This is a genomic window from Bosea sp. NBC_00550 (assembly GCF_026020075.1).
Lineage (GTDB): Bacteria > Pseudomonadota > Alphaproteobacteria > Rhizobiales > Beijerinckiaceae > Allobosea.
The window spans coordinates 2,120,569-2,146,080 of sequence record NZ_CP102772.1 but is presented as its reverse complement, the minus strand read 5'-3'; the positions used below and the strand labels follow the sequence as shown (position 1 = coordinate 2,146,080).

The 25,512-nt window shown below is 67.7% G+C and carries 21 protein-coding genes and 1 other RNA gene; 14 read left to right on the top strand and 8 right to left on the bottom strand.

All coding sequences use genetic code 11. From position 1 onward, the window contains the following. Positions 1-4 precede the first annotated feature (4 nt). From metH to NWE53_RS10200, 3 genes are all read left to right on the top strand, one after another. Positions 5-3,757 carry a methionine synthase gene (metH, locus tag NWE53_RS10210; RefSeq protein WP_265054195.1) on the top strand — a complete coding sequence of 1,251 codons (3,753 nt, stop codon included), beginning with the start codon at positions 5-7 and terminating at the stop codon, positions 3,755-3,757. A gap of 229 nt (positions 3,758-3,986) precedes the next feature. Beyond that, on the top strand, positions 3,987-4,289 hold the full coding sequence (locus tag NWE53_RS10205; protein ID WP_265054194.1) for an alkylphosphonate utilization protein: 303 nt from the start codon (positions 3,987-3,989) through the stop codon (positions 4,287-4,289). Between the two features lie 18 nt (positions 4,290-4,307). Then, positions 4,308-4,724: a GNAT family N-acetyltransferase gene (locus tag NWE53_RS10200; protein WP_265054193.1), complete on the top strand. Its 417-nt coding sequence runs from the start codon at positions 4,308-4,310 to the stop codon at positions 4,722-4,724. Between the two features lie 229 nt (positions 4,725-4,953). Here the strand turns inward: NWE53_RS10200 and NWE53_RS10195 are convergent, their stop codons facing one another. From NWE53_RS10195 to NWE53_RS10170, 6 genes are all read right to left on the bottom strand, one after another. Then, positions 4,954-5,895 carry a sensor domain-containing diguanylate cyclase gene (locus NWE53_RS10195; RefSeq protein WP_265054192.1) on the bottom strand — a complete coding sequence of 314 codons (942 nt, stop codon included), beginning with the start codon at positions 5,893-5,895 and terminating at the stop codon, positions 4,954-4,956. A gap of 83 nt (positions 5,896-5,978) precedes the next feature. Continuing rightward, positions 5,979-7,211 (bottom strand): ABC transporter permease, encoded by a 1,233-nt coding sequence (locus tag NWE53_RS10190; protein ID WP_265054191.1) that lies wholly within the window; start codon positions 7,209-7,211, stop codon positions 5,979-5,981. After that, on the bottom strand, positions 7,208-7,966 hold the full coding sequence (locus tag NWE53_RS10185; RefSeq protein ID WP_265054190.1) for an ABC transporter ATP-binding protein: 759 nt from the start codon (positions 7,964-7,966) through the stop codon (positions 7,208-7,210). The genes NWE53_RS10190 and NWE53_RS10185 overlap by 4 nt, the downstream gene beginning before the upstream one ends. Before the next feature lie 124 nt (positions 7,967-8,090). Beyond that, a complete protein-coding gene (locus NWE53_RS10180) occupies positions 8,091-9,752 on the bottom strand; it encodes an efflux RND transporter periplasmic adaptor subunit (protein WP_265054189.1) in 1,662 nt (553 codons plus the stop codon). Positions 9,753-9,856: 104 nt separating this feature from the next. Then, positions 9,857-10,675, bottom strand: a complete 819-nt coding sequence (locus tag NWE53_RS10175) for an N-acetylmuramoyl-L-alanine amidase (RefSeq protein ID WP_265054188.1) — start codon at positions 10,673-10,675, stop codon at positions 9,857-9,859. 10 nt (positions 10,676-10,685) lie between these two features. Next, entirely contained in the window at positions 10,686-11,435 is a 750-nt protein-coding gene (locus tag NWE53_RS10170; RefSeq protein WP_265054187.1) for a TerB family tellurite resistance protein, read from the bottom strand. A gap of 426 nt (positions 11,436-11,861) precedes the next feature. Between NWE53_RS10170 and NWE53_RS10165 the strand changes: the two genes are divergently transcribed. Both NWE53_RS10165 and rnpB read left to right on the top strand, forming a co-directional pair. Then, entirely contained in the window at positions 11,862-12,464 is a 603-nt protein-coding gene (locus NWE53_RS10165; RefSeq protein ID WP_265054186.1) for a lytic transglycosylase domain-containing protein, read from the top strand. A 57-nt stretch (positions 12,465-12,521) separates the two neighbouring features. Then, positions 12,522-12,943: RNase P RNA component class A (gene rnpB / locus NWE53_RS10160), an RNA gene on the top strand. A 228-nt stretch (positions 12,944-13,171) separates the two neighbouring features. Here the strand turns inward: rnpB and NWE53_RS10155 are convergent. Together NWE53_RS10155 and NWE53_RS10150 are read right to left on the bottom strand one after the other, a co-directional pair. Then, on the bottom strand, positions 13,172-14,122 hold the full coding sequence (locus NWE53_RS10155) for an MBL fold metallo-hydrolase (protein WP_265054185.1): 951 nt from the start codon (positions 14,120-14,122) through the stop codon (positions 13,172-13,174). 122 nt (positions 14,123-14,244) lie between these two features. Then, complete coding sequence (locus tag NWE53_RS10150) at positions 14,245-14,670, bottom strand: organic hydroperoxide resistance protein (protein ID WP_265054184.1); 426 nt, start codon at positions 14,668-14,670, stop codon at positions 14,245-14,247. 306 nt (positions 14,671-14,976) lie between these two features. Between NWE53_RS10150 and NWE53_RS10145 the strand changes: the two genes are divergently transcribed. The 9 genes from NWE53_RS10145 to murD all read left to right on the top strand — a co-directional run bounded on the left by NWE53_RS10145 (position 14,977) and on the right by murD (position 25,467). After that, complete coding sequence (locus tag NWE53_RS10145; RefSeq protein WP_265054183.1) at positions 14,977-15,441, top strand: MarR family winged helix-turn-helix transcriptional regulator; 465 nt, start codon at positions 14,977-14,979, stop codon at positions 15,439-15,441. A gap of 437 nt (positions 15,442-15,878) precedes the next feature. Further along, entirely contained in the window at positions 15,879-16,352 is a 474-nt protein-coding gene (locus NWE53_RS10140; protein ID WP_265054182.1) for a division/cell wall cluster transcriptional repressor MraZ, read from the top strand. Between the two features lie 29 nt (positions 16,353-16,381). Then, positions 16,382-17,389 carry a 16S rRNA (cytosine(1402)-N(4))-methyltransferase RsmH gene (rsmH, locus tag NWE53_RS10135; RefSeq protein ID WP_265054870.1) on the top strand — a complete coding sequence of 336 codons (1,008 nt, stop codon included), beginning with the start codon at positions 16,382-16,384 and terminating at the stop codon, positions 17,387-17,389. Between the two features lie 2 nt (positions 17,390-17,391). Continuing rightward, on the top strand, positions 17,392-17,778 hold the full coding sequence (ftsL, locus tag NWE53_RS10130; RefSeq protein WP_265054181.1) for a cell division protein FtsL: 387 nt from the start codon (positions 17,392-17,394) through the stop codon (positions 17,776-17,778). Next, on the top strand, positions 17,775-19,553 hold the full coding sequence (locus NWE53_RS10125) for a peptidoglycan D,D-transpeptidase FtsI family protein (protein WP_442865002.1): 1,779 nt from the start codon (positions 17,775-17,777) through the stop codon (positions 19,551-19,553). The genes ftsL and NWE53_RS10125 overlap by 4 nt, the downstream gene beginning before the upstream one ends. A gap of 173 nt (positions 19,554-19,726) precedes the next feature. Then, the gene (locus NWE53_RS10120; RefSeq protein ID WP_265054180.1) at positions 19,727-21,187 is read left to right on the top strand and encodes a UDP-N-acetylmuramoyl-L-alanyl-D-glutamate--2,6-diaminopimelate ligase; all 1,461 of its coding nucleotides are present in this window, start codon (positions 19,727-19,729) and stop codon (positions 21,185-21,187) included. Beyond that, positions 21,187-22,611, top strand: a complete 1,425-nt coding sequence (locus tag NWE53_RS10115) for a UDP-N-acetylmuramoylalanyl-D-glutamyl-2,6-diaminopimelate--D-alanyl-D-alanine ligase (RefSeq protein ID WP_265054179.1) — start codon at positions 21,187-21,189, stop codon at positions 22,609-22,611. The genes NWE53_RS10120 and NWE53_RS10115 overlap by 1 nt, the downstream gene beginning before the upstream one ends. Before the next feature lie 136 nt (positions 22,612-22,747). Beyond that, the gene (gene mraY, locus NWE53_RS10110) at positions 22,748-23,830 is read left to right on the top strand and encodes a phospho-N-acetylmuramoyl-pentapeptide-transferase (RefSeq protein WP_265054178.1); all 1,083 of its coding nucleotides are present in this window, start codon (positions 22,748-22,750) and stop codon (positions 23,828-23,830) included. Between the two features lie 188 nt (positions 23,831-24,018). Then, on the top strand, positions 24,019-25,467 hold the full coding sequence (murD, locus tag NWE53_RS10105; RefSeq protein ID WP_265054177.1) for a UDP-N-acetylmuramoyl-L-alanine--D-glutamate ligase: 1,449 nt from the start codon (positions 24,019-24,021) through the stop codon (positions 25,465-25,467). The last annotated feature ends 45 nt before the right edge of the window (positions 25,468-25,512 follow it).

Sequence of the window (25,512 nt, the reverse complement as noted above, 5' to 3'; positions counted from 1 at the left end):
GCCTATGACTGACTTCAAGGCAGCCCCGGTCGATGGGGCCGAGATCGATCGCTCGCTGCGCGAGGCCGCACGGCAGCGCATCCTCGTGCTCGACGGCGCGATGGGCACGCAGATCCAGGATCTGAAGCTCACCGAGGCGGATTTCCGCGGCGAGCGCTTCAAGGGCTGGAACCACGACCTCAAGGGCAACAACGACCTGATCGCCCTGACGCTGCCGGACGCGCTGCGCGACATCCACCTCGCCTATTTCCGGGCGGGCGCCGACATCGTCGAGACCAACACCTTCTCCGGCACCTCGATCGCCCAGGCCGATTACGGCATGGAGGCGCTGGTCTACGAGCTGAACGTCGAATGCGCGCGCATCGCCCGCGAGGCGGCGGCGATCGCCCAGACCGAGGACGGGCGCCGCCGCTTCGTCGCCGGCGCCATCGGCCCGACCAACCGCACGCTTTCGATCTCGCCGGACGTGAACAATCCCGGCTTCCGTGCCGTGACCTTCGACCAGGTGCGCGACGCCTATGCCGAGCAGGTGAGGGGCCTGATCGACGGCGGCTCCGAGCTGCTGCTGATCGAGACGATCTTCGACACGCTGAATGCCAAGGCCGCGATCGTGGCGATCGAGGAGGTCTATCGCGAGCGGGGCATCCGCCTGCCGGTGATGATCTCCGGGACGATCACCGATCTCTCCGGCCGCACCCTTTCGGGCCAGACGGTCGAGGCCTTCTGGAACGCGGTGCGCCATGCCGCGCCGCTGACCGTGGGCCTCAATTGCGCGCTGGGCGCACGCGAGATGCGCGCGCATATCAAGGACATGTCGCGCGTCGCCGACACGCTGGTCTGCGCCTATCCCAATGCCGGCCTGCCCAACGAGTTCGGCCTCTATGACGAGCGCCCGGAAGCGACGGCGACGATGCTCGCCGAATTCGCCGATGCGGGCTTCGTCAACGTCGTCGGCGGCTGCTGCGGCACCACCCCGGACCATATCCGCGCCATCGCCGAGGCCGTCGCCGGCAAGGCGCCGCGCCAGATGCCGGAGGTGAAGCCCTATCTCAGGCTCGCGGGGCTGGAGCCCTTCACGCTCGACGAGACCATCCCCTTCGTCAACATCGGCGAGCGCACCAACGTCACCGGTTCCGCCAAGTTCAGGAAGCTCGTCACGGCCGGCGACTATGCGGCTGCGCTCGACGTGGCGCGCGACCAGGTCGCCAACGGCGCGCAGGTCATCGACATCAACATGGATGAGGGCCTGCTCGATTCCGAGAAGGCGATGACCGAGTTCTGCAACCTCGTCGCCTCGGAGCCGGATATCAGCCGCGTCCCGATCATGGTCGATTCCTCGAAGTTCCATGTCATCGAGGCGGGCCTCAAGACGATTCAGGGCAAGCCGATCGTCAACTCGATCTCGATGAAGGAGGGCGAGGCGGCCTTCCTCGAACATGCCCGCATCTGCCGCAACTACGGCGCGGCCGTCGTCGTCATGGCCTTCGACGAGAAGGGCCAGGCCGACACCTATGCCCGCAAGATCGAGATCTGCACGCGCGCCTACAAGCTCCTGACCGAGGAGATCGGCTTCCCGCCCGAGGACATCATCTTCGACCCGAACATCTTCGCGGTGGCGACCGGCATCGAGGAGCACGACAATTACGGCAACGATTTCATCGAGGCCACGAAGACGATCCGCGAGACCCTGCCGCACGCCCATATCTCGGGCGGCGTCTCGAACCTGTCCTTCTCGTTCCGCGGCAACGAGAAGGTCCGCGAGGCCATGCATTCGGTATTCTTGTACCACTGCATCAAGGTCGGCATGGATATGGGCATCGTCAATGCGGGCCAGCTCGGCTCCTATGACGATCTCGACCCCGAGCTGCGCGAGCTCTGCGAGGACGTGGTCCTCAACCGCCGCAAGGATTCGACCGAGCGGCTGCTGGAGGCTGCACCGCGCTTCAAGGGCGACGGCTCGGTCGCGGCTTCGGGCAAGGACCTCGCTTGGCGCGAGCTGCCGGTCGAGAAGCGGCTGGAGCATGCGCTGGTCGCCGGCATCACCGAATTCATCGATGTCGACACCGAAGAGGCACGGCTGAAGGCCGACAAGCCGCTGCACGTCATCGAAGGTCCGCTGATGGCCGGCATGAACGTGGTCGGCGACCTGTTCGGCGCGGGCAAGATGTTCCTGCCGCAGGTGGTGAAGTCCGCCCGCGTGATGAAGCAGGCCGTCGCCTATCTCATGCCCTATATGGAGGAGGAGAAGCGCCTGAATGGCGGCTCCGAGCGCTCGGCAGCCGGCAAGGTGCTGATGGCGACGGTGAAGGGCGATGTCCACGACATCGGCAAGAACATCGTCGGCGTCGTGCTCCAGTGCAACAATTACGAGGTCATCGACCTCGGCGTGATGGTGCCGACCCAGAAGATCCTCGACACCGCCCGCAAGGAAAACGTCGACATCATCGGGCTGTCCGGCCTGATCACCCCCTCGCTCGACGAGATGGTGACCGTCGCCTCCGAGATGGAGCGCGAGGGCTTCGACATTCCGCTGCTGATCGGCGGGGCGACGACGAGCCGCGTCCATACGGCGGTGAAGATCCACCCGGCCTATGAGAAGGGCCAGACGGTCTATGTCACCGACGCCTCGCGCGCGGTCGGCGTGGTGTCGAGCCTGCTCTCGCAGGACCAGAAGCCGGCCTATGTCGACGGCATCAAGGCGGAATATGCCAAGGTCGCTGCCGCGCATCGCCGCTCGGAGGCCGACAAGCAGCGCCTGCCATTGGCGAAGGCGCGCGCCAACGCCTTCAAGCCGGACTGGAGCAACTACACGCCGCCGAAGCCGAGCTTCCTCGGCACGCGCGTCTTCCGCACCTACGACATCGCCGACCTCGTGCCGGTGATCGACTGGACGCCGTTCTTCCAGACCTGGGAGCTGAAGGGCCGCTACCCCGCGATCCTGGAGGACGAGAAGCAGGGCGAGGCGGCGCGCGCGCTCTGGGAGGATGCGCAGGCGATGCTGAAGCGCGTCGTCGAGGAGCGCTGGTTCAACCCCAAGGCGGTCGTCGGCTTCTGGCCGGCCAATGCCGTCGGCGACGACATCCGCCTCTATACCGGCGAGAGCCGGCAGGACACGCTCGCGACCTTCCACGGCCTGCGCCAGCAGCTCTCCAAGCGCGACGGCAAGCCGAATATGTGCATCTCCGACTTCGTCGCGCCGGAAGGCGTGGCACCGGACTATATCGGCGCTTTCGTCGTGACCTCCGGTGCGGAGGAAGAGCGCATCTCCGAGAAGTTCGCGCGGGACAACGACGATTACCGCTCGATCATGGTCAAGGCGCTGGCCGACCGCTTCGCGGAAGCGTTCGCCGAGCGGATGCACCAGCTCGTGCGCAAGGAGTTCTGGGGCTATGCGCCCGACGAGTCCTTCTCCAACGAGGATCTGATCCGCGAGGAGTATCAGGGCATCCGCCCCGCGCCCGGCTATCCCGCGCAGCCCGACCATACCGAGAAGGCGACGCTGTTCGAGCTGCTGCAGGCGGAGCGGCGCGTCGGCGTCAAGCTGACCGAGAGCTACGCGATGTGGCCGGGCTCCTCGGTCTCGGGCCTCTATCTCTCGCATCCCGACGCCTATTATTTCGGCGTGGCCAAGGTCGAGCGCGACCAGGTCGAGGATTATGCCGAGCGCAAGGGCATGAGCATCGAGCAGGTGGAGCGCTGGCTGGCGCCGATCCTCAACTACGACACCGCCGCCTATCGGCTACAGGCGGCGGAGTAGCGGTCGGATTACGCTCGCGGTCATTCCGGGGCATGGCAACGCCATGAGCCCGGAACCCAGAACCGATGTCGTGCTTCGTGAAGGCGCTAATAGCTCCGTGCCCAAATTCCCGAGCGCATCGGTTCTGGGTTCCGGGCTCGGCCCTGCGGGCCGCCCCGGAATGACGGAGAGGTTCCGTTTCGGCGCGGCGGGCGCTAAGGCCACCCTCACGACTTTCAGGGAGTGCGGCATGGCCGATGACGATTACGTTTACGACGAGGCGACGGGCGAATGGCGTCCGGCCTCCGAGGTGGCAGCGGCCGCCGCTGCTGCCGGGCATGTCGAGGTGCGCGATGCCGCCGGCAATGTGCTGGCCGATGGCGATGCCGTCGTCCTGGTCAAGGACCTCAAGGTCAAGGGTGCGGGCCAGACGTTGAAGCAGGGCACGGTGATCCGCTCGATCCGGCTGACCGAGAATCCCGAAGAGATCGACTGCCGCCACGACTCGATCAAGGGTCTGGTGCTGCGCACCGAATTCGTGCGCAAGCGCTGAGCGGCGGGGCGACCCTCAATGATCCGCAAAGCGACCCTTGCCGATAACGCGCGCATCCACGCCATCCGCATGGGCGTGCACGAGAACGTCCTGAGCGATCCGAGGCTGGTCACGCCCGAGGAGGTCGACTGGTATCGCGAGCACGCCATCTTCCTGGTGGCGGAGGAGGCCGGCGAGGTCGTGGCCTTCACCTGCGCCAACCATCAGACCGGGCTGGTCTGGGCGCTGTTCGTCGATCCGGCCCATGAGGGGCGCGGCCATGGCCAAGCCCTGCTCGATGCGGCGCTGGCCGGGCTCGTGGCGGCCGGCCACGCACAGGCCTGGCTGACGACGGGATCGGACACGCGGGCCGAACGCTTCTATTGCCACCATGGCTGGCGCGACATGGGCCGGGGACAGGACGGATCGATCATCTTCATCAAGGCGCTGGTCTAGGGCCCTGCTGATTTGATACGGAACCGCGCCGTCATTCCGGGGCGGGCCGCAGGCCCGAGCCCGGAACCCATGAACACGACAGCTCATCCAAAAGCGCGCCGATCCGACGGGTCTTCTCGTTTGACCCCGCGTTCATGGTTCCGGGCTCTTCGCTGACGCGAAGCCCCGGAATGACGCCGTGGTTCCGTCAAAATCCAGCAAGCTCTCAGGAAGCGGGCCAGGCGGTGCTCTAGGCGAAGCTGGCCTTGAGGCGCGAGGCTGCGACCGGGCCGTCGAAAACGCGGACGCAGTTTCCGCCCGCCATGCCGGCGACATGGAGCGCCGCCTCGGCCTCGGCGAAGACCTCTTGCGGCTCGCGATGGCCGCCCGGCAGCAGCAGGGCGGCGCCGATCGACACGGTGAAGTCCACCACGAGCGCGCCGTGCGAGATCGGGCGGCAGAGCAGGCGGCGCGTGCCGTCGAGTACGGTGCTCAGATAGTGCCGGTCGCCCGGCATCCGCAGCAGCAGCGCGAATGTGCCCGGACCGACCGGCTCGACCGCCAGGGCATCGGGGAAAAACCGCTTCAGCCGTTCGATCACGCAATGCTGCAGGGCGTCGCCGGCCGCCTTGCCATAGTTTTCGAGGACGCCCCGGAAGCCATCGATCTCGAAGACGGCGACAGCGAGGCGCTCGATGTCCCGTCCGCGCTCGTAGCGGAACTGGCGCAGCAGATCGGTCAGGCCGCGATGGGCTTGCAGGCCGACCGGGGCTTCCGTACGCGCCAGCGCCGCGACCTCGGCCCACAGCCCCTTCTCGGCCGTGACGTCCTGCTTCGAGCCGAAAATGCGGATCGGCCGGCCGTGCTGATGGCCGACGCCGACCACGAGTCGCATCCAGCGCTTCTCGCCCGCCGCGGACCTGATCCGGCAATCGAGCGCGAAGCCCTGGCCGGTGCTGATGGCCGTGCTGCGCAGCTGGTTCATCTCGCGACGCGAGCGATCCTCATAAAGATCGAGCGTCGCGCTGCGGTAGATCGCGGAATCGCGCTTCAGGCCGAAAAGATCATAGACACCATCGGTCCAGCTCAGCGTCTCGTTGGCGAGATTGCATTCCCAAGCGCCGATGGCGGCCGACGCGACGGCGCGGTCGTAGAGGGGCCGTGCCGCTGCCACGAGTTGATGGCTGTTCAAGGTGCCGCTCCTGCCTGCCGATAGGGCAACCCTACGGGCGGTCCGTTAAGGGACCTTTGCGCCCTTGCGCGGAAGGCGGCGATTCATTCGCGCCGCAGCGCCTCGATCGGATCGAGCTTCGCGGCGCGCCTGGCCGGATAGAAGCCGAAGAAGACGCCGATCAGCCCGGAGACGCCGACCGCGATCAGGATCGTCTGGATCGAGATCACCGAGGGCCAGCCGGCGATATGGGCGATGCCCAACGCCGCTGCGATGCCGAGCGCTACGCCGGCCGCGCCGCCGATCGTCGCCAGCGTCGTCGCCTCGATCAGGAACTGGGTCAGGATCGCACTCTGGCGGGCGCCGACCGCGAGCCTGAGCCCGATCTCGCGGGTGCGCTCGGTCACCGAGACCAGCATGATGTTCATGATGCCGATGCCGCCGACCAGCAACGAAACGGCGGCAACCGCCGCGAGCAGCCAGGACAGCGTCGTCGCCGCCGCGGTCGCGGTGTTGGCGATCTCGGTGAGGTTGCGGACGATGAAATCGTCCTCCTGATCCTCCGTCAGGCGGTGGCGCTGGCGCAGCAGGGCGGTGACCTCGGCGATGCCGGGGTTGATCGCCTCTTCATTGGCGAACTTCACCATGATGCTCTGCACCGAGCGGTCGCGCGCATAGTTGCGGCCGACGATGCGGCGCCGGCCGGTGTCGAGCGGCACGAAGATGACGTCGTCCTGGTCCTGCCCCAGCGCCGACTGGCCCTTGGATGCCATCACGCCGATGACCTTGAAGGGCACGTTGCGGATGCGGAACTGCTGGTCGAGCGGGTTCTCCTCGCCGAAGAGATTGCGCGCCACGGTCTGGCCGATGACGGCGACGATCTCGCCCTTGCGCAGCTCCTCGGGCTCGAACAGCCGGCCTTCGGCGATGTCCCATTCGCGGGCGGCGAAGAAGTCGAGATCGGTCGCGGTGATCTGGGTCGACCAGTTGGTGCCGGCATAGACCGCCTGGGCGCGGGTGAAGATGACCGGGGCGGCAGCGGTGACGTCCTCGACCTCCTTCAGGATCGCGGCGGCATCCTCGTCGGTGAGGGTCGACGAGGCGCCGGCGCCGAGCCTGACGCCGCCCTGCGTGACGTTGCCGGACTGGATGATGGCGAGGTTGGCGCCGAGCGACTTGATCTGGCCGGTGACGCGCTCGCGGGCGCCTGAGCCGATCGCGACCATGGCGATGACGGCGGCGACGCCGATGATGATGCCGAGCATTGTCAGGGCCGAGCGCAGAGCATTGGCGCCGATGGCGGACAGGGCGGAACGGATCGCTTCGACGAGGCTCATGCCGCGACCTCCGGCAAAGCTTCCTCCGGCAAGCCGGCATCGAGCGCTGCGAGAGCGCTGCGCGCATCGGCGGGCTCCTGCCTGATATCGCTGAGCAGGTGCCCGTCGCGGAAGCGGATCAGGCGGCGCGCATGGCGGGCGACCTCGCCGTCATGGGTGACGAGCACGACGGTGACGCCCTCGCGGTTCAGATCCTGGAACAGGGCGAGAATTTCGAGCGCGGTGCGGCTGTCGAGGGCGCCGGTCGGCTCGTCCGCGAGCAACAGGCGCGGCTGGTTGACGAGGGCGCGCGCGATGGCGACACGCTGCTGCTGGCCGCCGGAGAGCTGCATCGGGCGGTGATGCGCGCGCTCCGCCAGGCCGACACGGTCCAGCGCAGCGAGCGCGCGCCGGCGCCGCTCGGCACGAGGCACGCCGGCATAGACCATCGGCAGTTCGACATTGGCGCAGGCGTCGATGCGCGGCAGCAGATTGAACTGCTGGAAGACGAAGCCGAGCTTGCGGTTGCGTAGCTCCGCGAGCCCATCGCTCGACAGGGTCTCGACCGCGACGCCGTCGAGTACGTAGTGCCCGCCACTCGGCCGGTCGAGGCAGCCGATCAGGTTCATGAAGGTCGATTTGCCCGAGCCGGAAGGTCCCATCACCGCGACGAGGTCGCCGGCCTCGATCGCGAGCGAGACCCGGTCCAGCGCCGTGACGCGGCCGGAATCGAGATCGTAGACGCGGGAGAGATCGCGGGTTTCGATCAGGGGCATGGTCGTGCCTCCGCGCGAAAGTGCTCGTCATGCTCGGGCTTGACCCGAGCATCTCTTCGACGAGATTCTCGGGTCGAGGCTGTGCCTCGCCCGAGAATGACGGCTCTCGTCATCATGTCCCGCATCAGAACAGCCGCGGCCCGCGGGCGCGGGAAACCGGCGGTTCCGGCGCCGTCGTCAGGCGCGGGCCGCCGCCGACCACGATCTGGGTGCCGTCCTTGATGTCGCCGCCGAGGAGCTCGGTGAAGGCGCTGTCGGTCGGGCCGAGCATCACCGGCACCGGCTTGGGCTGGCCGGCCTCGTCGAGGACATAGACGCGGCCGGGAATGCCCTGGCGCTGCGCGGCGCGGCCGCCCTCCTGCATCAGGGCCTCGAACTTCACGCGACGTTCGGGATCGAGGGCGGCGGCAATCCTGGCGACGATTTCCGCCCGCGCGGCGCGGAAGGATGCGCGCCGCTCCTCCGGCGAGAGGCCCGCCATCGCCTCGCGGTTGCCGCGGCGTTCCCTGAGGATCTCGGCGATCGCCTGCTTCTGCTCGGCGGTGGGCTGCAGTTCGGTCTCGATCCGCTCGCGCAAGGCGGTGCCGGCGCGGGGGCCGCGCTCGTTCGCCGGCCCCTCGGAGGCGGCGTCTGCCGTGGCGGCCGGAAGCGGCGCGGCGGCGCCGGCCGGGCGGAAGCGCAGGGCGGCGTTGGGCACGCGCAGCGCATCGGCCCGGTCCTCGGTGACGACTTGCAGATTGGCGGTCATGCCGGGTAGCAGCGCCATGTCGCGGTTCTCGACGCGGACGACGCCGGTATAGGTCACGACGTTCTGGATGGTCTGCGCGCCGAGCCTGACCATCTCGACGCGGCCCTGGAAGGTGCGGTTGGGATAGGCGTTGACGCTGAAGGAGACTGGCTGGCCGGGCTTCAGCCGGCCGACATCGGCCTCGTCGACATTGGCGTAGATGTCGATGACGCGCAGGTCCTGCGCGATCTGGAACAGGGTGGGCGAGGAGAGCGAGGCCGCGACCGTCTGGCCGAGATCGACCTGGCGCTGGACCACGACGCCGTCCACCGGCGAGCGGATATCGGTGCGCTCCAGGTCGATCAGGATGTCCTTGAGCTTGGCCTCGCGGCTGCCGATCATCGCCTGGCCGGACTGAACCTGCCCCTCCGCGAGCTGGATGTCGGCATCGAGCCCCTTGAGCTCGGCGCGGGCCGAAGTGAGCTGGGCCTCGTTCGAGGCGAGGCTCGCGGTCTGGATCTCGACCTGCGTCCGCGCGGTGTCGAGGTTCTGCTGCGAGCCGGTGCTGCGGTTGAACAGCTCGTTCTGGCGCTCGAAGGTGCGCTTGGCGTCGGTGAGCTGCGCGGTGGTGCGGTCGCGCTGGGCCTCGAGGTCGCGGATTACCGAGTCGGCCTTTGTGCGGGCGGTGCGGGCGCGATCCAGCTGGGCGCGCTTGACCAGGAGATCGGCCCTGGCCTGTTCAAGATCGGCCTGGGCGGCGTCGCGCCGCGTCTTGATCTGGTCGCTGTTGAGGCGGGCGACGATCTGGCCGGCCCTCACCTGCGAATTGTAGTCGGCGAGGATCTCGACGATCTGGCCGGAGAGCTGCGAGCCGACGAGGACGGTGGTGACCGGGGTCAGCGTGCCGGTGGCGCGCACCGCCGCCGTGATCCGCCCGCGATCGAGCGCCGCGGTGCGATAGGCCGGCTCATTGGCGTTGCCGCCGGCAGGGCGCAGCGCCCAGTAGCCGCCGGCCGCAGCGAGGATCACCAGTCCCGTTCCGATCAGCCATCTGCGCAAGGTCGCGTCCCCACCCTATGCGCATGCGCGCAATTGGACGGAGCTTGCCAGAAACCGGGCCGGCAGGCGAGTTAACTTCCTGCAATCTTTGGGTTAGCCCGCGTTCAGGCGGTGCGGGCTGCTTGCGTCGCGGCGAGCAGGTCCCGCAGCGTCGTGATCGTCGAGGAATCTGCGACGCCGTCGACCTTTTCGGGCCGCCAATGGCGCTGGAAGGCGGCGACGACAGCCTCCGTCTTCTCGTCGAAGACACCGTCCACGCCGATGCCATAGCCGAGCATGGCGAACATCGCCTGCAGCGCCTCGACCGGCTGGCCGCTCTCGCCGCGGGCGAAGAAGCGCCCGCCCCGGATCGACGCCGGCTCGTTCCAGAGGCCGACGCCGCCCTCGGCGAAGCGGCGCCAGGGGAATTTTTCGCCCGGATCGATCTTGCGGCCCGGCGCGATGTCGGAATGGGCGAGGACGCGCTCGGGCGGGATCGACCAGCGCTCGCAGATATCGCGGCAGAGGTTCAGCGTCGCGGCGAGCTGCTCTTCCGGGTAGTCCGGCAGGCCGCCGGGGTGGCCGGGATTGGCGATCTCGATGCCGATCGAGCAGGAGTTGATGTCGGTCTCGCCGGCCCAGTGCGAGGCGCCGGCATGCCAGGCACGCCGGCCCTCCGGCACGAGCTGGAGCGTGTGGCCGTTCTCGAAGACGAAATAATGGGACGAGACCTGCGAGACGGGGTTGCAGAGCCATTGCAGCGCTTCGCCCGCGATGGGCATGCCGGTGTAGTGCAGGATCAGCATGTCCGGCCGGCGACCGGGAAGGGCATCGGAATCCTTGCCGTCGCGGCCTTTGCGCTCGCCATGGTTGGGCGAGGGAAAGACCTTGGCGGCGAAGCGGCTGTCGGGGGTGGCCGCGTCGGGTTTGGCGGTGTCGTTCATGCGTGCGGGCTCAGGCGGGTTCGGGCGAGAGGTTGCGGCTCATGCCGCGCTCTTTCTGGATCGCGTCCCAGGCGGCGTTGATGGCCGAGAGGCGCCGGGTCGCGATCGCGACCGCCTCCTGGGGCAGGCCACGGGCGATCTCCCGGTCGGGATGCGTCTCGACGACGAGGCGGCGGTAATGCCGCTTCAGCTCGGCGTCATCCATCTCGCGGCTGGCGCCGAGGACGAGATAGGGATCATCCGGGCGGCGTGCGTGACGGGCCTCGATCCGCGCGAAATCGCCGTCCGCGATGCCAAAGATGCCGGCGACCGACTGGAGATAGGCGTGCTCGGCCTCATGGATCGCGCCATCGGCGGCGGCGATCAGGAAAAGCCCGTCGAGCACGTCCTCCAGCAGGGCGGGCTCGTCCTTGAAGGCGGCGGCGATCTGCGCGGCATAGGCCTCGAAGCCGGCGCTGGTCTGCTTGGCGAGATCGAACAGGTGTTCGATGCGCTGCTGCTGCTCGGGCGGCACCTCGATGATGCGGCGGAAGGCGGTGATCTCGTCGCAGGTCACGACGCCGTCCGAGCGCGCCATCTTGGCGGCGAGCGCGACGAGCCCCGTCGTGAAGACGAGTTCCCGCGGCGCCGGGCCGAAGGGCGCGCCCTCGCGATCGACCAGCACATGGCCGGCCACTGCGCCGAGCAGCGCGCCGAGGGGGCCGCCGAGCACGAGCCCGAGCCCGCCGCCGCCGAGCGCGCCCCAGAAGGAGGAAGCCATGAACGCAATGATCCCAGTGAATCCGAGGGCGGATGATGTGGGGAGCGACGGCGCCGATGCAAGGGGCAGGGCTGCGACGGCCTGCCGCGCCAATAATGCGCCCCGAGCCGGAAATGAGGCTGGAATGCGGCCGGCCGGGCTCGTGCTTGATTCGTTTTTGAGCAGGGAACCCGGCCAAGTTTTACGAGGCGACAATTACATATCAATACTTAACAGTCGAATATAGAATAAATTCCTGTTGACGCATTTATTGGAGGTTTTTGCTTGAGTCGTGACAGATTATCGACACATTGAACCATCAATTGACCACCCCCATTGGCCAGTCATGGCGTAATATGGGTTCAGTTCAACATGCGGTATGTCTGTGGCGGCCTAGCGGCTGCGTGCCTGATTAGCCTCTCCGGGATCGCTTCGGCGGAGGAATTCGTGAACGCGGAAACGGACGCCAGAGCCTTTATCGTTCGCGAAGCGGAGATCGCCCGCGAGAAGGCCGGTGAGACGAAGGGCGAGCCGACTGAGGCGACCGCGACCAAGGCGAACACCAAAGCCGGGCGCAAGGCCGCACGGGCCGCCAAGGCCGATGCGGCGAGCGTCGCCCATGCCGAGCCGGAGAAGGGCGAGGCCCGTCCCAGCCGCGCGCTGGCAGCTCCGGCCGGTGCCGAAGGCATCAAGGCGATCATCGCGCGCCATGCGGCGGCCAACGGCGTGCCGTTCTCGCTCGCCGATGCGGTGGTGCGGGTCGAGAGCCGCTACAATCCGCGCGCCGCGCATGCCGGCAATTTCGGCCTGATGCAGATCCGCCACCAGACGGCGCGCGGCATGGGCTATACCGGCAGCGCGGGCGGCCTGCTCGATGCCGAGACCAATGCGCGCTACGGCATGATGTATCTGGCGCAGGCCTACAAGCTTGCCGGTGGCGACACCTGCCGGACCGTCATGAAGTACCAGAGCGGCCATATGACCAGCCGGATGAGCGGCGCCAATCGCACCTACTGCGCCAAGGTCCGCACGATCACGGCGCGCAACTGAGGCTTCGCGCCGGCCCGCGCTTGACGTGGGCCGCGCCAGCGCGCATCTCCCCCCTCGCCAGTCGGCTGGACGGCCGCTCCCGCAAGAGCTCAGGTTCTTTCGGGGGAGGAAAGTCCGGGCTCCACGGAAACACGGTGCCGGATAACGTCCGGCGGGGGCGACCCCAGGGAAAGCGCCACAGAGATCGAACCGCCTCGTGCCCGTTGGCTTCGGCCTTCTTGCGCGGGGTAAGGGTGAAAAGGTGCGGTAAGAGCGCACCGCGGACCCGGCAACGGGGACGGCATGGCAAGCCCCACCGGGAGCAAAACCGAATAGGGACGATGCTGCCCGCGCAAGCGGGGAGGGGCAGGTTTCTGTGCCCTGTCGTCCGGGTTGGTTGCTCGAGGTGCGCAGCGATGTGCATCCCAGAGGAATGGCCGTCACGTCGGGGGAGCGATCCTCCGGCCATCCAGAACCCGGCTTACAGGCCGACTGGCACCTTCAGAAATGCGAAAGGGCCGGGAGCGATCCCGGCCCTTCGTTTGTTTCCGGCTTGAGCGTGCTCATTTTTCTCCGAACCACGCCGTCATCCGGGGCTTGCCCCGGGATCCATCGAAGGGTGCCGGAGCTCTACGATGGTTCCCGGATCGGCGCCGCTTCGCGGCTTGTCCGGGATGACGCAGCGGTTCCGTGCAAAATCAGCATGCTCCAGCAAGCGGCTCGCTGGTTCAGAGCGTGTAGCTCCATTCGGCGGGCACGAAGCGGAAGGCGTTGCCGCTCTTCTTCACCGTGCCGAAGCCGGGGAAGGGCATGTGCGAACCGCTGAACGCGATGCCGTCCGCCGCGATGATGTCGAGCACGCGCCGGCGCGAGGCCGCGGCCTGGGCGCCGTCGGCATCGAAGACGAAGGTGATCTCCGGGCGCGCCGTCTGGATCGCGGCGTTGTGCACGCAATCGGCCACCAGCAGGATCTGCTCCCTGCCCGAGGACAGCCGCAGGATGCTGTGACCCGGCGTATGGCCCGGCGCATCTTCCAAGGTCAGTCCCGGCGCGATCTCGCCGGCCTTCACCTTGCGGGTGCGGGCGGCGTAGGGCGCGAGCGAGTTGCGGGCGGACTCGAAGAACGGCTTCGCCTCGGCCGGGACGCGGCTCAGGATGCCGTCATCGTGCCAGAAGGCATATTCGGTTTCGTGGATGACGACCTCCGCATTGGGGAAGCGGGCGGTCTTCTGCGCGGTGATCAGCCCCTCGGCGTGGTCGGGATGGGCGTGGGTGAGGATGACGGCGTCGATCTGGGCCGGCTCGATGCCGGCGGCGCGCAGATTGGCCTCGGCCCGGCCCATGGTGTCGCCAAGGCCGGTCCAGGCGCCGCCGCCGGTATCGACGAGGTAGGTCCTGTCCTTCGTGTTGACGACGAAGGCGTTGACCGAGGTCGGCAGTGCCTCGGTCAGGCCGGCCTCAGCGACGAGGCGCGGCACGTCGCCGGGGTCTCCGCCCGTGAAGGATTTGGCCCCGAGCGGCACATAGCCGTCGAGGATGGCGGTGATCTCGATGTCGCCGAGCATGCGGCGATAGATGCCGGGCACCTGCGCGGCCGTCTGCGGGGCGCGGGCGAGGGCGGGCAGGGTGGGGAGGAGCGCGGCTGCCGTTCCGGCAAGCCATTGGCGACGGTTCAACATGATGTTTTCCAGAGGCTAGAGGGCGAGGCTTCCGGAAACGACGCCCGCGCCAATCGCGCGGGGCTTGATCGTCTCGCGGCCGGGGCGAACCCGGCCGCGGAAACAAGATGGGTCGCCGGAACTCAGGCCGCAACCTGAAGGTCGACGTCGATGTTGCCCTTCGTCGCGTGCGAGTAGGGGCAGACCACATGGGCCTTCTGGACGAGGTCCTCGACCACGGCCTTGTCGACGCCGGGCACGGAGATTGTCAGCTTCACGGCGATGCCGAAGCCCTGGCCGTCGTCGCGCGGGCCGATGCCGACATCGGCCGAGACCTTCGCCTCGTCGGGGATCTTCACCTTCTCCTTGCCGGCGACGAATTTCAGCGCGCCGAGAAAGCAGGCGGAATAGCCATTCGAGAAGAGCTGCTCGGGATTCGTGCCTTCGCCGCCGCCGCCACCAAGTTCCTTCGGGGTGTTCAGGACGAGCTTGACGTTGCCGGTGTCAGTCGCGGCCTGGCCTTCGCGGCCGCCGGTGGCGGAACCATGAGCGGTGTAGAGGATTTTCATGGGAGGGCTCCTTCTCTGTGGGGTCAACCAATGCCTGCTATTTAGATTGTGCACAATTAGATTGTCAACAATTAATTTGTGACTCGCTGCGCTTTCATGTAAACGCTGGTCATCCCGGACGCAGCGAAGCGCAGATCCGGGATCCAGGCCTGAACCTTGAGCGGACGCGCTCCGGCATGAGTCCCGGGTCAAGCCCGGGATGACGGCGTGATTCCGTGCAGAATCGACAGCTCCGGGAAATGAAGCGGGCGGTTGATTAGGAGGCCGCTTTCAGGTTGCGTGGGAATGACGGTGCAAGAGGGCGCGATGGCACAGCGGGATGAAGCCAGGGACGGCATGTCGCGGCTGGAGCAGCAGCTCTGCTTCGCGATCTATCAGGCCGGCCACGCCTTCAACCGGGCGTATCGCCCGATCCTGGCCGAGCTTGGGCTGACCTATCCGCAATATCTCGTGATGCTGGTGCTGTGGGAGCAGGACGGGCTTACGGTCAAGGAGCTCGGCGAGAAGCTGATGCTCGATTCCGGCACGTTGACCCCGCTGCTGAAGCGCCTTGAAGGCGCCGGGATCATCCGGCGCGAGCGCGACGCCCGCGACGAGCGCCAGGTCCGTATCCGCCTCGCCGAAAAAGGCGAGGGGATGCGCGTGCAGGGGCGCTGCGTGCAGGACGCGATCGGCAAGGCGCTGGGCGGGACGGCTCAGGACGCCGCAAGGCTGCGCGACCAGCTCGATCTCGTCCGCGATGCGTTGCTGACGGCGTCCAAGGACGGCTGAGCGTTCCGAGACCCGGCACTCTCGCGACGCAGAAGCTCCGGCATCTCGTATTGCCGGAGATGCTCGGGGCAGGCCCCGGCATGACGCGCCGCGGCGCCTGATATTTTTTCTCCGTCCATTTGTCGTCCGCTGCGGCCTCGCCCGCATCGGCACAAGGCGGATTCCACATGGTTTACGGATACTTAACCTTAACGAGCTGTGATGGCGGAGAGTCCTTGCAGGTGCGGTTCCGTGCCTGCGATTCCATTGACGCCCATAATGGCCCATGCTATCCCAAATCATCCCGTCGAAGCCGGCAGGCAATCCAAGGGTCAGGCTCCGTGTGCCGCGCGGATTTTGGCTTGCAGGCGTGCTTTGCCCGCTTCGACGGAGGGATTTTTCGCCGCCCGCCTCGGTGCGCCGCGGCGTCGTGAAGAGCAGGCCGGGAGGCGGCGTTGATGGACCGCTTCGTCTCGAACTTCACCAATCGCCTCGACGCCAAGGGGCGCGTTTCCATTCCTTCGAGCTTTCGGGCCGTCCTGGCCAAGGACGGGTACGAGGGGCTCTATGTCCATCAGGCGCTCGATCTGCCGGCGCTGGATGCCGGCGGCAACGCGCTGCGGGCGACGATCGACGACATCCTCGCGCGCTTCTCGCCGTTCTCGGACGAGTGGGAGCTGCTCTCGACGGCGCTCAACGGCACCTCGGAGGTGCTGAAGGTCGATACGGAGGGGCGGATGGTGCTGAGCGAGGCGCTCAGGGCGCATGCCGGCATCGGCGATACCGTGACCTTCGTCGGGCACGGGCACAAATTCCAGATCTGGGAGCCGGAACGGTTCCGCGCGCATCTCGATGCGGCGCGGACGCGGCTTCGCGACGTCAAGCGCACCCTGGGTGGCTTGGGGGTTCCAGCCGGAGGCGCGGGCACATGACGGATCATGGCGACCGTTCCGGTGCGGCCATTAGCGGACCGGTTCGTCATGTGCCCGTGCTGCTGGGCGAGGTGCTGGAGGCGCTCGCCCTGCAGCCCGGCGGGCGCTATCTCGACGGCACCTTCGGCGCTGGCGGCTATACTAAAGCGATCCTCGACGCGGCGCCGGAGGCGACGCTGCTCGGGCTCGACCGCGACCCGAGCGCAATCGCCGGCGGGGCGGACCTCGTCGCGGCGATGGCCGGGCGATTGACGCTGTCGCAGGCCTGCTTCGGCGAGCTGGCCGAGGAGGCCGAGCGCTTCGGGATGACGCCGCTCGACGGCGTCGTGCTCGATATCGGCGTCTCCTCGATGCAGATCGACCAGGCCGAGCGCGGCTTCTCGTTCCGCTTCGACGGCCCGCTCGACATGCGCATGAGCGGAGCAGGGCAGAGCGCCTCGGACATCGTCAACGAGGCCGAGGAGGGGCTCCTCGCCAACATCTTCTATCACTATGGCGAGGAGCGCCGCTCCCGCGCCGTGGCCCGCGCCGTGATCGAGGCGCGCCGCAGGGCGCCGCTGGCGACGACAAAGCAGCTCGCCGACCTCGTCGCCGGGATCGTGCGGGGCGAGCCGGGCGGGCCCCATCCGGCGACGCGCGTGTTCCAGGCGCTGCGCATCGCGGTCAATGACGAACTCGGCGAGCTGGTGCGGGCGCTGCATGCGGCGGAAGCCGTGCTGAAGCCCGGCGGGCGGCTGGTCGTCGTGACCTTCCATTCGCTGGAGGACCGCATCGTCAAGCAGTTCTTCGCCGAGCGCTCGGGCCGCGTGCCGTCCGGCTCGCGCCATGCGCCGGCCGTGGCCTCCGAACAGCCGACCTTCCGGCTGATCAGCAAGGGCGCCGTCGCGCCTTCCGAAGCCGAGATGCGGGCCAATCCGCGGGCGCGCTCGGCCAAGCTGCGCGCCGCAGAGCGCAATGAGGCGCCGGCGCGCCGGGCCGATGCCGGGCTCGTCGCGCTCTCCACCGTTCCCGACCCGCAGCCGCGCCGGAGACCCTGAGCGTGATCAAGCTCCTGCATGTCATCGCCATCGGCGCGCTGGTCTCCTCGGCGGTCTATGCCTACTCGATCAAATACGAAACGACGCTGGCGGCCGAGCATCTCCAGAAGCTCAAGGGCAAGACCCAGCGCGAGCGCGACGCGATCCAGGTGCTCAAGGCCGAGTGGCAGTTCCTCAACCGCCCCGACCGCGTCCAGGCGCTGGCCGAGCGGCATCTCGATCTCCAGCCCTTCGTCGTGACGCAGGTGGTCAAGCCCTCCGACATCCCCAATCGCGGCCCGAAGGTCGACACCATCGGCCGCAAGCTCGCGGATCTCGGGCTCGGCATGCCGACCGAGACGCCGAAGAACGCCAAGTCGAGCGCGACGACGCCGAGACCGATGCCATGACCGAGCCGACACCGAACGGGGCGCCGATGGAGCAGCAGGGCGAGGCGGCCGAGACCATCACCAAGCGCGCGCGCTTGGCCTGGCTGCGCGACGTCTTCCGCATGAGCGGGGAGAAGAGCCAGCCGCGCGTCGGCCTCGTCATCCTCGGCTTTTCCGCCCTGTTCATTGCGATCACCGGCAGGCTCGTCATGCTTGGGGCGCTGCCGAACGAGCAGGTCGGCCTGCGCCGCGCGACCTCCACCGCCATTTCCGCCGCGCGGCCCGACATCGTCGACCGCAACGGCGAGGTGATGGCCACGGACATCCGCACGGTCTCGGTCTTCGCCGAGCCGCGCAAGATCCTCGACAAGGACGAGGCGACCGAGCTTCTCACCGCCGTGCTGCCGGACCTCGACGCCAAGGATCTGCGCGACAAGCTCAACACCAAGAAGGGCTTCGTCTGGGTCAAGCGCGAGATCACGCCGCGCCAGCAGGCCGAGGTTCACCGGCTCGGCATCCCCGGCGTCGGCTTCGTGCCCGAGAACAAGCGCGTCTATCCCAACGGCACCGCCGCCGCCCATGTGCTCGGCTTCGCCAATATCGACAATGTCGGCATCGCCGGCATGGAGAAATACATCGACTCGCAGGGGCTGCAGGACCTCAACGGCGCCGGGCTCGCGACGGAAGCCTCGGACCTCAAGCCGGTCCAGCTCTCGATCGATCTGCGCGTGCAGCATCTGCTGCGCGACGAGCTCTTCAAGGGCATGGAGCGCTTCAAGGCCATCGCGGCGGCCGGCGCGATCATCGACGTGACCACGGGCGAGGTGATCGCGCTCGCCTCGCTGCCGGATTTCGACCCGAACAACCCGGTCGACGCGCTGGAGAAGGACCGCATCAACCGGATGAGTGTCGGCGTCTACGAGATGGGCTCGACCTTCAAGGCGCTGACCATCGCGATGGCGCTCGATTCCGGCAAGGCCAACATCAATTCGAGCTATTCGACCGCCGGCGGGATGATGCGGTTCGGCCGCCAGGTCATCAAGGAATACCACGGCACCGGCCGCACGCTGACGGTGCCCGAGGTCTTCCTGCACTCGTCGAACATGGGCTCGATCAAGATGGCGCTCGCCGTCGGCGTCGAGGGCCACAAGGCCTTCCTGCGGAAGATGATGCAGCTCGACCGGATGACGACGGAGCTGCCGGAAAGCGCAGCCCCGATCGTTCCACAGCGCTGGGGCGAGATCAACACCGCGACCATCGCCTTCGGCCACGGGCTCGCGGTGGCGCCGCTGCAGGCGCTCTCCGCCGTCGCCGCGCTGGTCAATGGCGGCTATCTGATGAAGCCGACCTTCCTGAAGCGCTCCGAGGAGGATGCGCGCAAGGTGGCGACCCGCGTGATCAAGCCGGAGACCTCCGAGGCGATGCGCTTCATCATGCGGCTCAACGGCGAGAAGGGCTCGGCCCGCAAGGCCGACATCCCCGGCTACTTCGTCGGCGGCAAGACCGGCACGGCCGAGAAGGTCATCAACGGCCGCTACGCCAAGAACAAGAACTTCACGACCTTTACGGCGATCGCACCCTCCGACAAGCCGAAATACCTCTTCCTCGCGATCTATGACGAGCCGAAGGGCTATGCCGAGAGCGGCGGCTATTCGACCGCGGCCTGGAATGCCGGCGTGACCACCGGCAGGGTGATCGAGCGCGCGGCACCGATCCTCGGGCTTAACCCGCGCTTCGACCCGCCGCCGTCGCCCTTCCCGCTGATGGCGAAGCTGGGGGCCTGGGGTTCGCGGTGACATCTTGACGGCGCCGCTGTCGCGCCGTCATTCCGGGGCAGGCCGCAGGCCTGAGCCCGGAACCCAGAAACACAGGACGATCAGGATCAGCCGGTGCGCTTCGACATACCAGGGTATCGGTTCTGGGTTCCGGGCTCTTCGCTTGCGCGAAGCCCCGGAATGACGGAGGTCGCATGAGCTCGATATCCGGATACAGCCTCGGAGACCTCTTCCCCGAGACCTTCGAGGCCGAGGCTGCCAGCCAGCAGGTGCATGGCGTCGCCTTCGACAGCCGCAAGGTGACGGGGGACGACGTCTTCGTCGCGCTCGCCGGCGCGAAGGCGGACGGCGCGCGCTTCATCATGGATGCGGTGGGGCATGGCGCCGTCGCGATCGTCTCGGGCGGACCGCGCCCGGCGGACCTGCCGGCCGGCGTCGCCTTCGCGCAGGTCGACGACCCCCGGCTCGCGCTGGCTCTGGCCGCTGCCAAGGTCCATCCGCGCCAGCCGGAAACGATCGTGGCGGTGACCGGCACCAGCGGCAAATCCTCGGTCGCGGACTTCACGCGGCAGATCTTCCAGGCGCTCGGCCATGAGGCGGCGAGCGTCGGCACCATCGGCGTGGTGACGCGCAAGGGCGCCGATTACGGCTCTCTGACGACGCCCGATCCGCTCTCGCTGCACGCCTCGCTCGACAAGCTGGCGGGCGAGGGCATCACGCATCTCGCCATGGAGGCGTCCTCGCACGGCCTCGACCAGCGCCGGCTCGACGGCGTCAGGCTGAAGGCGGGCGCCTTCCTCAATCTCGGGCGCGACCATCTCGATTATCACCCCAGCGTCGAGGATTACCTCGCCGCCAAGCTGCGGCTCTGGACGCTGCTGCCGGCCGGCGCGCCGGTCGTGATCAACCGCGACGAGCCCTATGCGGAAGAGGCGGCGCAGGCCGCCGAGGCAGCGGGGCATCCGGTGCTCGGCATCGGCCGCAAGGGTGAGACGCTGACACTGCTCGCCAATGAGCGCGAGGGCTTCTCGCAGCGCCTGACGGTCGGCTTCGACGGGCAGAAACTCTCCGTCGCCCTGCCGCTGGTCGGCGATTTCATGGCCGGCAATGCGCTGGTCGCCGCCGGGCTTGCCATCGCGACCGGTGCGGACAAGGCGGCGGCGCTGCAGGTGATGGCCGGGCTCACCGGGGTCGCCGGGCGGCTCGAACGCGTCGGCGAGGCGAATGGCGGGCTCGTCGTGGTCGATTATGCCCACAAGCCCGATGCGCTCGCAGCCGTGCTCACGACCCTGCGCCCCTATGCGACCGGGCGGCTGATCTGCGTCTTCGGCTGCGGCGGCGACCGCGACAAGGGCAAGCGGCCGCTGATGGGCGCGATCGCGGCGGAAAAAGCCGATATCGCCATCGTCACCGACGACAATCCGCGCAGCGAGGACCCGGCGACCATCCGGGCCGAGATCATGGCCGCCTCGCCAGAGCTTTCCGAGATCGGCGACCGCGAGGAGGCGATCCGCGCCGCCGTGAAGATGCTCAAGCCTGGGGATTTGCTGGTCGTGGCGGGAAAAGGCCATGAAAGCGGCCAGATCATAGGCGACCGCACGCTGCCCTTCTCCGATCACGACGTGGTCCGGAAAGCGCTATCGGAGATCAAGTGATGAGCGCCCCGCTCTGGACCGGTGAGAAGCTGATCGCGGCGCTGGGCGCGCGACCCGAAGGCGCCGTGCCGCCTGTCGTGACCGGCGCCTCGATCGACACCCGGACGCTCGTGCCGGGCGATGTCTTCTTCGCCATCAAGGGTGAGGCCCGCGACGGGCATGACTTCGTCAAGGGCGCGCTCGACAAGGGCGCGGCGCTCGCCGTCATCGACGAGGAGCACGCGGCGGAGTTCGCCGGGGCCGGCGCGCTCGCCATCGTGCCCGACGTGCTGAAGGCGATGGAGCAGGCCGGCACCGCGCGCCGGGCCGAACTCAAGGCCGGCATCGTCGCCGTCACTGGCTCGGTCGGCAAGACCGGCACCAAGGAGGCGCTGCGCCTCGTGCTCTCGCGGCAGGGCAAGACCCATGCGCCGGTCGCCTCCTACAACAACCATTGGGGCGTGCCTCTCACGCTCTGCCGCACGCCTGCCGATATCGCCTATGGCGTCTACGAGATCGGGATGAACAGCCCCGGCGAGATCGTCCCGCTGGCGCGGATGGTGCGCCCGCAGGTCGCGATCATCACCACGATCCAGCCGGTGCATCTCGCCGCCTTCGCTTCGCTGGAGGGGATCGCCGAGGAGAAGGCCGGCGTCTTCTGGGAACTTGAAAAAGGCGGCACGGCCATCGTCAACGCCGACATCCCGCAATCGGAGCTGCTGCGCGATATCGCCAAGTCCGGGCCGGCCGGGCGGATCATCACCTTCGGCGAAAGCCCGGATGCCGATGTCCGGCTGATCTCCTGCGCGCTCAAGCCGGACCTGTCCGTGGTCGAGGCCCGCGTCTTCGGCGAGCCCGTCACCTATCGCCTCGGCAGCCCGGGCAAGCATATCGTGCTGAACTCGCTCGGCGTGCTCGCCGTCGTCCATGCGCTCGGTGCCGATCTCGCGCTGGCCGCGCTCGCGCTCGGCGACCTCAGGCCGCCGGCCGGGCGCGGGGCGCGGCAGATCCTGCAGGCGCGGGGCGGCGCGATCACGCTGCTCGACGAGAGCTACAACGGCAACCCCGCCTCGATGCGCGCCGCGATCGAGAATCTCGGTCGCTTGCCGGTGGAAGGGCGCGGCCGGCGCATCGCCGTGCTCGGCGACATGCTGGAGCTCGGACCGAGCGGCGGCGACCTCCATCGCGGTCTCGCCGAGCCTCTCGTGGCTAACACGATCGACCAGGTCTTCGCCTGTGGCCCGCTGATGAAAGGGCTCTATGAGAGCTTGCCTTCCGCCATGCGGGGGGCTTATGCCCCCGGGGCGAGCGAACTGGAGCCGCTCGTGCTCGATGCGATCCGCGCCGGCGATGTCGTCACGGTCAAGGGTTCGCTCGGCTCGCGCATGGGGCCGATCGTCAAGGCGATCCTCGCGCGCTTCCCCGCCATGCCTGCCGAAGACTGACCCTGAGAGCGGGATGCGAGAAAGTGGAAGCTGGTTTTTCGCACCAATCCCACTCTCATCTTTTGGAATCGATCACGTTTTGTGATTTGGGATCGAAACGATCCAAAATCATCGTGATATAAGAGAATCAATCAGCATGCTCGTCTGGCTCGCCGACTTCTCCGGCACCTTCCCGATCCTGAACGTCTTCCGCTACATCACCTTCCGGGCTGGTGGGGCTACAGCGACGGCGCTGCTCTTCGTCTTCTTCTTCGGCCCGGCGGCGATCTCCTGGCTCAGGATCAAGCAGGGCAAGGGGCAGCCGATCCGCACCGACGGCCCCGAATCGCACCTCGCCAAGCGCGGCACGCCGACCATGGGCGGGCTGATGATCCTGGGCGGGCTCTTCGCCGCGACGCTGCTCTGGGGCAATCTGCGCAACCCCTATGTCTGGATCGTGCTCGGCGTGACGTTCTGCTACGGCGCGATCGGCTTCTATGACGACTATCTCAAGGTGACCAAGCAGTCGCATAAGGGCTTCTCGGGCAAGGCGCGCATCGCCATCGAAGTCGTGGTCGCGCTGATCGCCTGCTACCTCGTGATGCAGACGCAGCCGCCGGCGATCTCGTCGGGCTTTGCCATGCCGTTCCTCAAGGACGCGATCATCCCGCTCGGCATCCTGTTCCCGCTGGTGACGGCCTTCGTCGTGGTCGGCGCCGGCAATTCAGTGAACCTGACCGACGGGCTCGACGGCCTCGCCATCGTGCCGGTGATGATCGCGGCAGGCACCTTCGGCTTCATCTCCTATCTCGTCGGCAACGCGATCTTCGCCAACTACCTGCAGATCAACCATGTGCCGGGCTCGGGCGAGCTCGCGGTGATCTGCGGCGCGGTGATCGGCGCCGGCCTCGGCTTCCTCTGGTTCAACGCGCCGCCGGCCCAGATCTTCATGGGCGACACCGGCTCGCTTGGCCTTGGCGGCCTGCTCGGCACCATCGCGGTCGCGACCAAGCACGAGATCGTGCTGGCGATCGTCGGCGGCCTGTTCGTGGTAGAAGCGCTCTCGGTCATCATCCAGGTCGCCGTGTTCAAGCGCACCGGCAAGCGCGTCTTCCTGATGGCGCCGATCCATCACCATTTCGAGAAACTGGGCTGGACCGAGCCGCAGGTCGTGATCCGCTTCTGGATCATCTCGGTGGTGCTGGCGCTGGTCGGCCTCTCCACGCTCAAGCTGCGCTGAGCGATGTCTGTGGCTACCGGTACCACCGCGTCATTCCGGGGCGCGCCGCAGGCCCGAGCCCGGAACCCAGACCCGATGTTCTTGATCGAGAGGGCGATCGTGTTCCGCTGTCTTTTCGAAACACCGCATCGGTTCTGGGTTCCGGGCTCAAGCGCTCCGCGCTTGCCCCGGAATGACGGAGGTACTCGATGACACCGGTTACGGTCTTCGCCGGGCGCAAGGTCGCCCTGTTCGGCCTCGGCGGCTCGGGGCTCGCCACGGCGCGCGCGCTCAAGGCCGGCGGCGCGGATGTCGCGGCCTGGGACGACAACGAGACGAGCCGCGACAAGGCGGCGGCCGAGGGCATCGCCGTCGTCGATCTCGCCAGCGCCGACTGGTCGGGCTTTGCCGCCTTCGTGCTCTCGCCGGGCGTGCCGCTGACGCATCCGGAGCCGCACTGGACCGTGGCGAAGGCGAAGGCTGTGGGCGCCGCGATCATCGGCGATGTCGAATTGTTCTTTCTGGAGCGGGCCAGGATCGCGCCGGGCTCTCCGACCGTCTGCATCACCGGCACCAACGGCAAGTCGACGACGACGGCGCTGATCGCGCATGTGCTGAAGCAGGCCGGGCGCGACGTGCAGATGGGCGGCAATATCGGCACTGCGGTGCTGGCGCTGGAGCCGCCCGCGGCCGGGCGCGTCCATGTCATTGAATGCTCAAGCTACCAGATCGACCTCGCGCCATCGCTTAAGCCCACGGTCGGCATTCAGATGAACCTGACGCCAGATCATCTCGACCGGCACGGCTCGCTGGAGAACTACGCGGCAATCAAGGAGCGGCTGGTTGCTGCCGCCGATATCGCCGTCGTCGGCGTCGACGATGAGGCCTCGAAGCAGATGGCGCGGCGCCGCGCCGCCGGAGGCCGCCCGCTCGTCAAGATCAGCGGCGAGCAGCCGCTCGACGAAGGCGTCTTCGCCGGCGTCACCGCCAATCACGGCCGGCTCGATACCCGCATCGTCGAGGTCAAGGACGGCAAGCCCAAGGTCGTCGCCAATCTCGCCGGCATCGGTTCCTTGCGCGGTTCGCACAACGCACAGAACGCGGCGGCGGCCTTCGCCGCCTGCTCGGCAGTAGGCTTGAGCGCCGAGGAGATCGAGGCCGGCTTCAAGAGCTATCCGGGTCTCGCGCATCGCATGGAGGAGCTCGGCCGGATCGGCCGCGTCGTCTTCATCAACGACTCCAAGGCGACCAATGCGGATTCCACGGAAAAGGCGCTGACCTCCTTCCGCGACATCTTCTGGATCCTCGGCGGCAAGGCCAAGGATGGCGGCATCGAGTCCCTGCGCCGCTATTTCCCGAATATCGCCAGGGCCTATCTGATCGGGGCCGCGAGCGATCTCTTCGCCGCGACCTTCGACGAGGATGGGCGTGTCACCTATGAGCGCAGCGTCACTCTCGACCAGGGGGTGGCTGACGCGACGCGCGATGCGCTCGCCAAGCCGGGCGAGGGCGAGATCGCGGTGCTGCTCTCGCCGGCCTGCGCCTCCTTCGACCAGTTCCCGAATTTCGAGGTGCGCGGCGACACGTTCCGCAAGCTTGTCGCAGCGCTGCCGGGTTTCGAGCCCTTCGGGGCACCCGGAAAATCTACCGCTCCGTAGAGCCTGCTGATGTGAGCCGGAAAAGCGTGCTCATCCCGGGCTTGA

Coding starts and splice junctions, on each gene's coding strand:
- metH (WP_265054195.1), top strand. CDS start 5: ATGACTGACTTCAAGGCAGCCCCGGTCGATGGGGCCGAGATCGATCGC.
- NWE53_RS10205 (WP_265054194.1), top strand. CDS start 3,987: ATGGCCGATGACGATTACGTTTACGACGAGGCGACGGGCGAATGGCGT.
- NWE53_RS10200 (WP_265054193.1), top strand. CDS start 4,308: ATGATCCGCAAAGCGACCCTTGCCGATAACGCGCGCATCCACGCCATC.
- NWE53_RS10190 (WP_265054191.1), bottom strand. CDS start 7,211: ATGAGCCTCGTCGAAGCGATCCGTTCCGCCCTGTCCGCCATCGGCGCC.
- NWE53_RS10185 (WP_265054190.1), bottom strand. CDS start 7,966: ATGCCCCTGATCGAAACCCGCGATCTCTCCCGCGTCTACGATCTCGAT.
- NWE53_RS10175 (WP_265054188.1), bottom strand. CDS start 10,675: ATGAACGACACCGCCAAACCCGACGCGGCCACCCCCGACAGCCGCTTC.
- NWE53_RS10170 (WP_265054187.1), bottom strand. CDS start 11,435: ATGGCTTCCTCCTTCTGGGGCGCGCTCGGCGGCGGCGGGCTCGGGCTC.
- NWE53_RS10155 (WP_265054185.1), bottom strand. CDS start 14,122: ATGTTGAACCGTCGCCAATGGCTTGCCGGAACGGCAGCCGCGCTCCTC.
- NWE53_RS10150 (WP_265054184.1), bottom strand. CDS start 14,670: ATGAAAATCCTCTACACCGCTCATGGTTCCGCCACCGGCGGCCGCGAA.
- NWE53_RS10145 (WP_265054183.1), top strand. CDS start 14,977: ATGGCACAGCGGGATGAAGCCAGGGACGGCATGTCGCGGCTGGAGCAG.
- NWE53_RS10140 (WP_265054182.1), top strand. CDS start 15,879: ATGGACCGCTTCGTCTCGAACTTCACCAATCGCCTCGACGCCAAGGGG.
- NWE53_RS10125 (WP_442865002.1), top strand. CDS start 17,775: ATGACCGAGCCGACACCGAACGGGGCGCCGATGGAGCAGCAGGGCGAG.
- NWE53_RS10120 (WP_265054180.1), top strand. CDS start 19,727: ATGAGCTCGATATCCGGATACAGCCTCGGAGACCTCTTCCCCGAGACC.
- NWE53_RS10115 (WP_265054179.1), top strand. CDS start 21,187: ATGAGCGCCCCGCTCTGGACCGGTGAGAAGCTGATCGCGGCGCTGGGC.
- mraY (WP_265054178.1), top strand. CDS start 22,748: ATGCTCGTCTGGCTCGCCGACTTCTCCGGCACCTTCCCGATCCTGAAC.
- murD (WP_265054177.1), top strand. CDS start 24,019: ATGACACCGGTTACGGTCTTCGCCGGGCGCAAGGTCGCCCTGTTCGGC.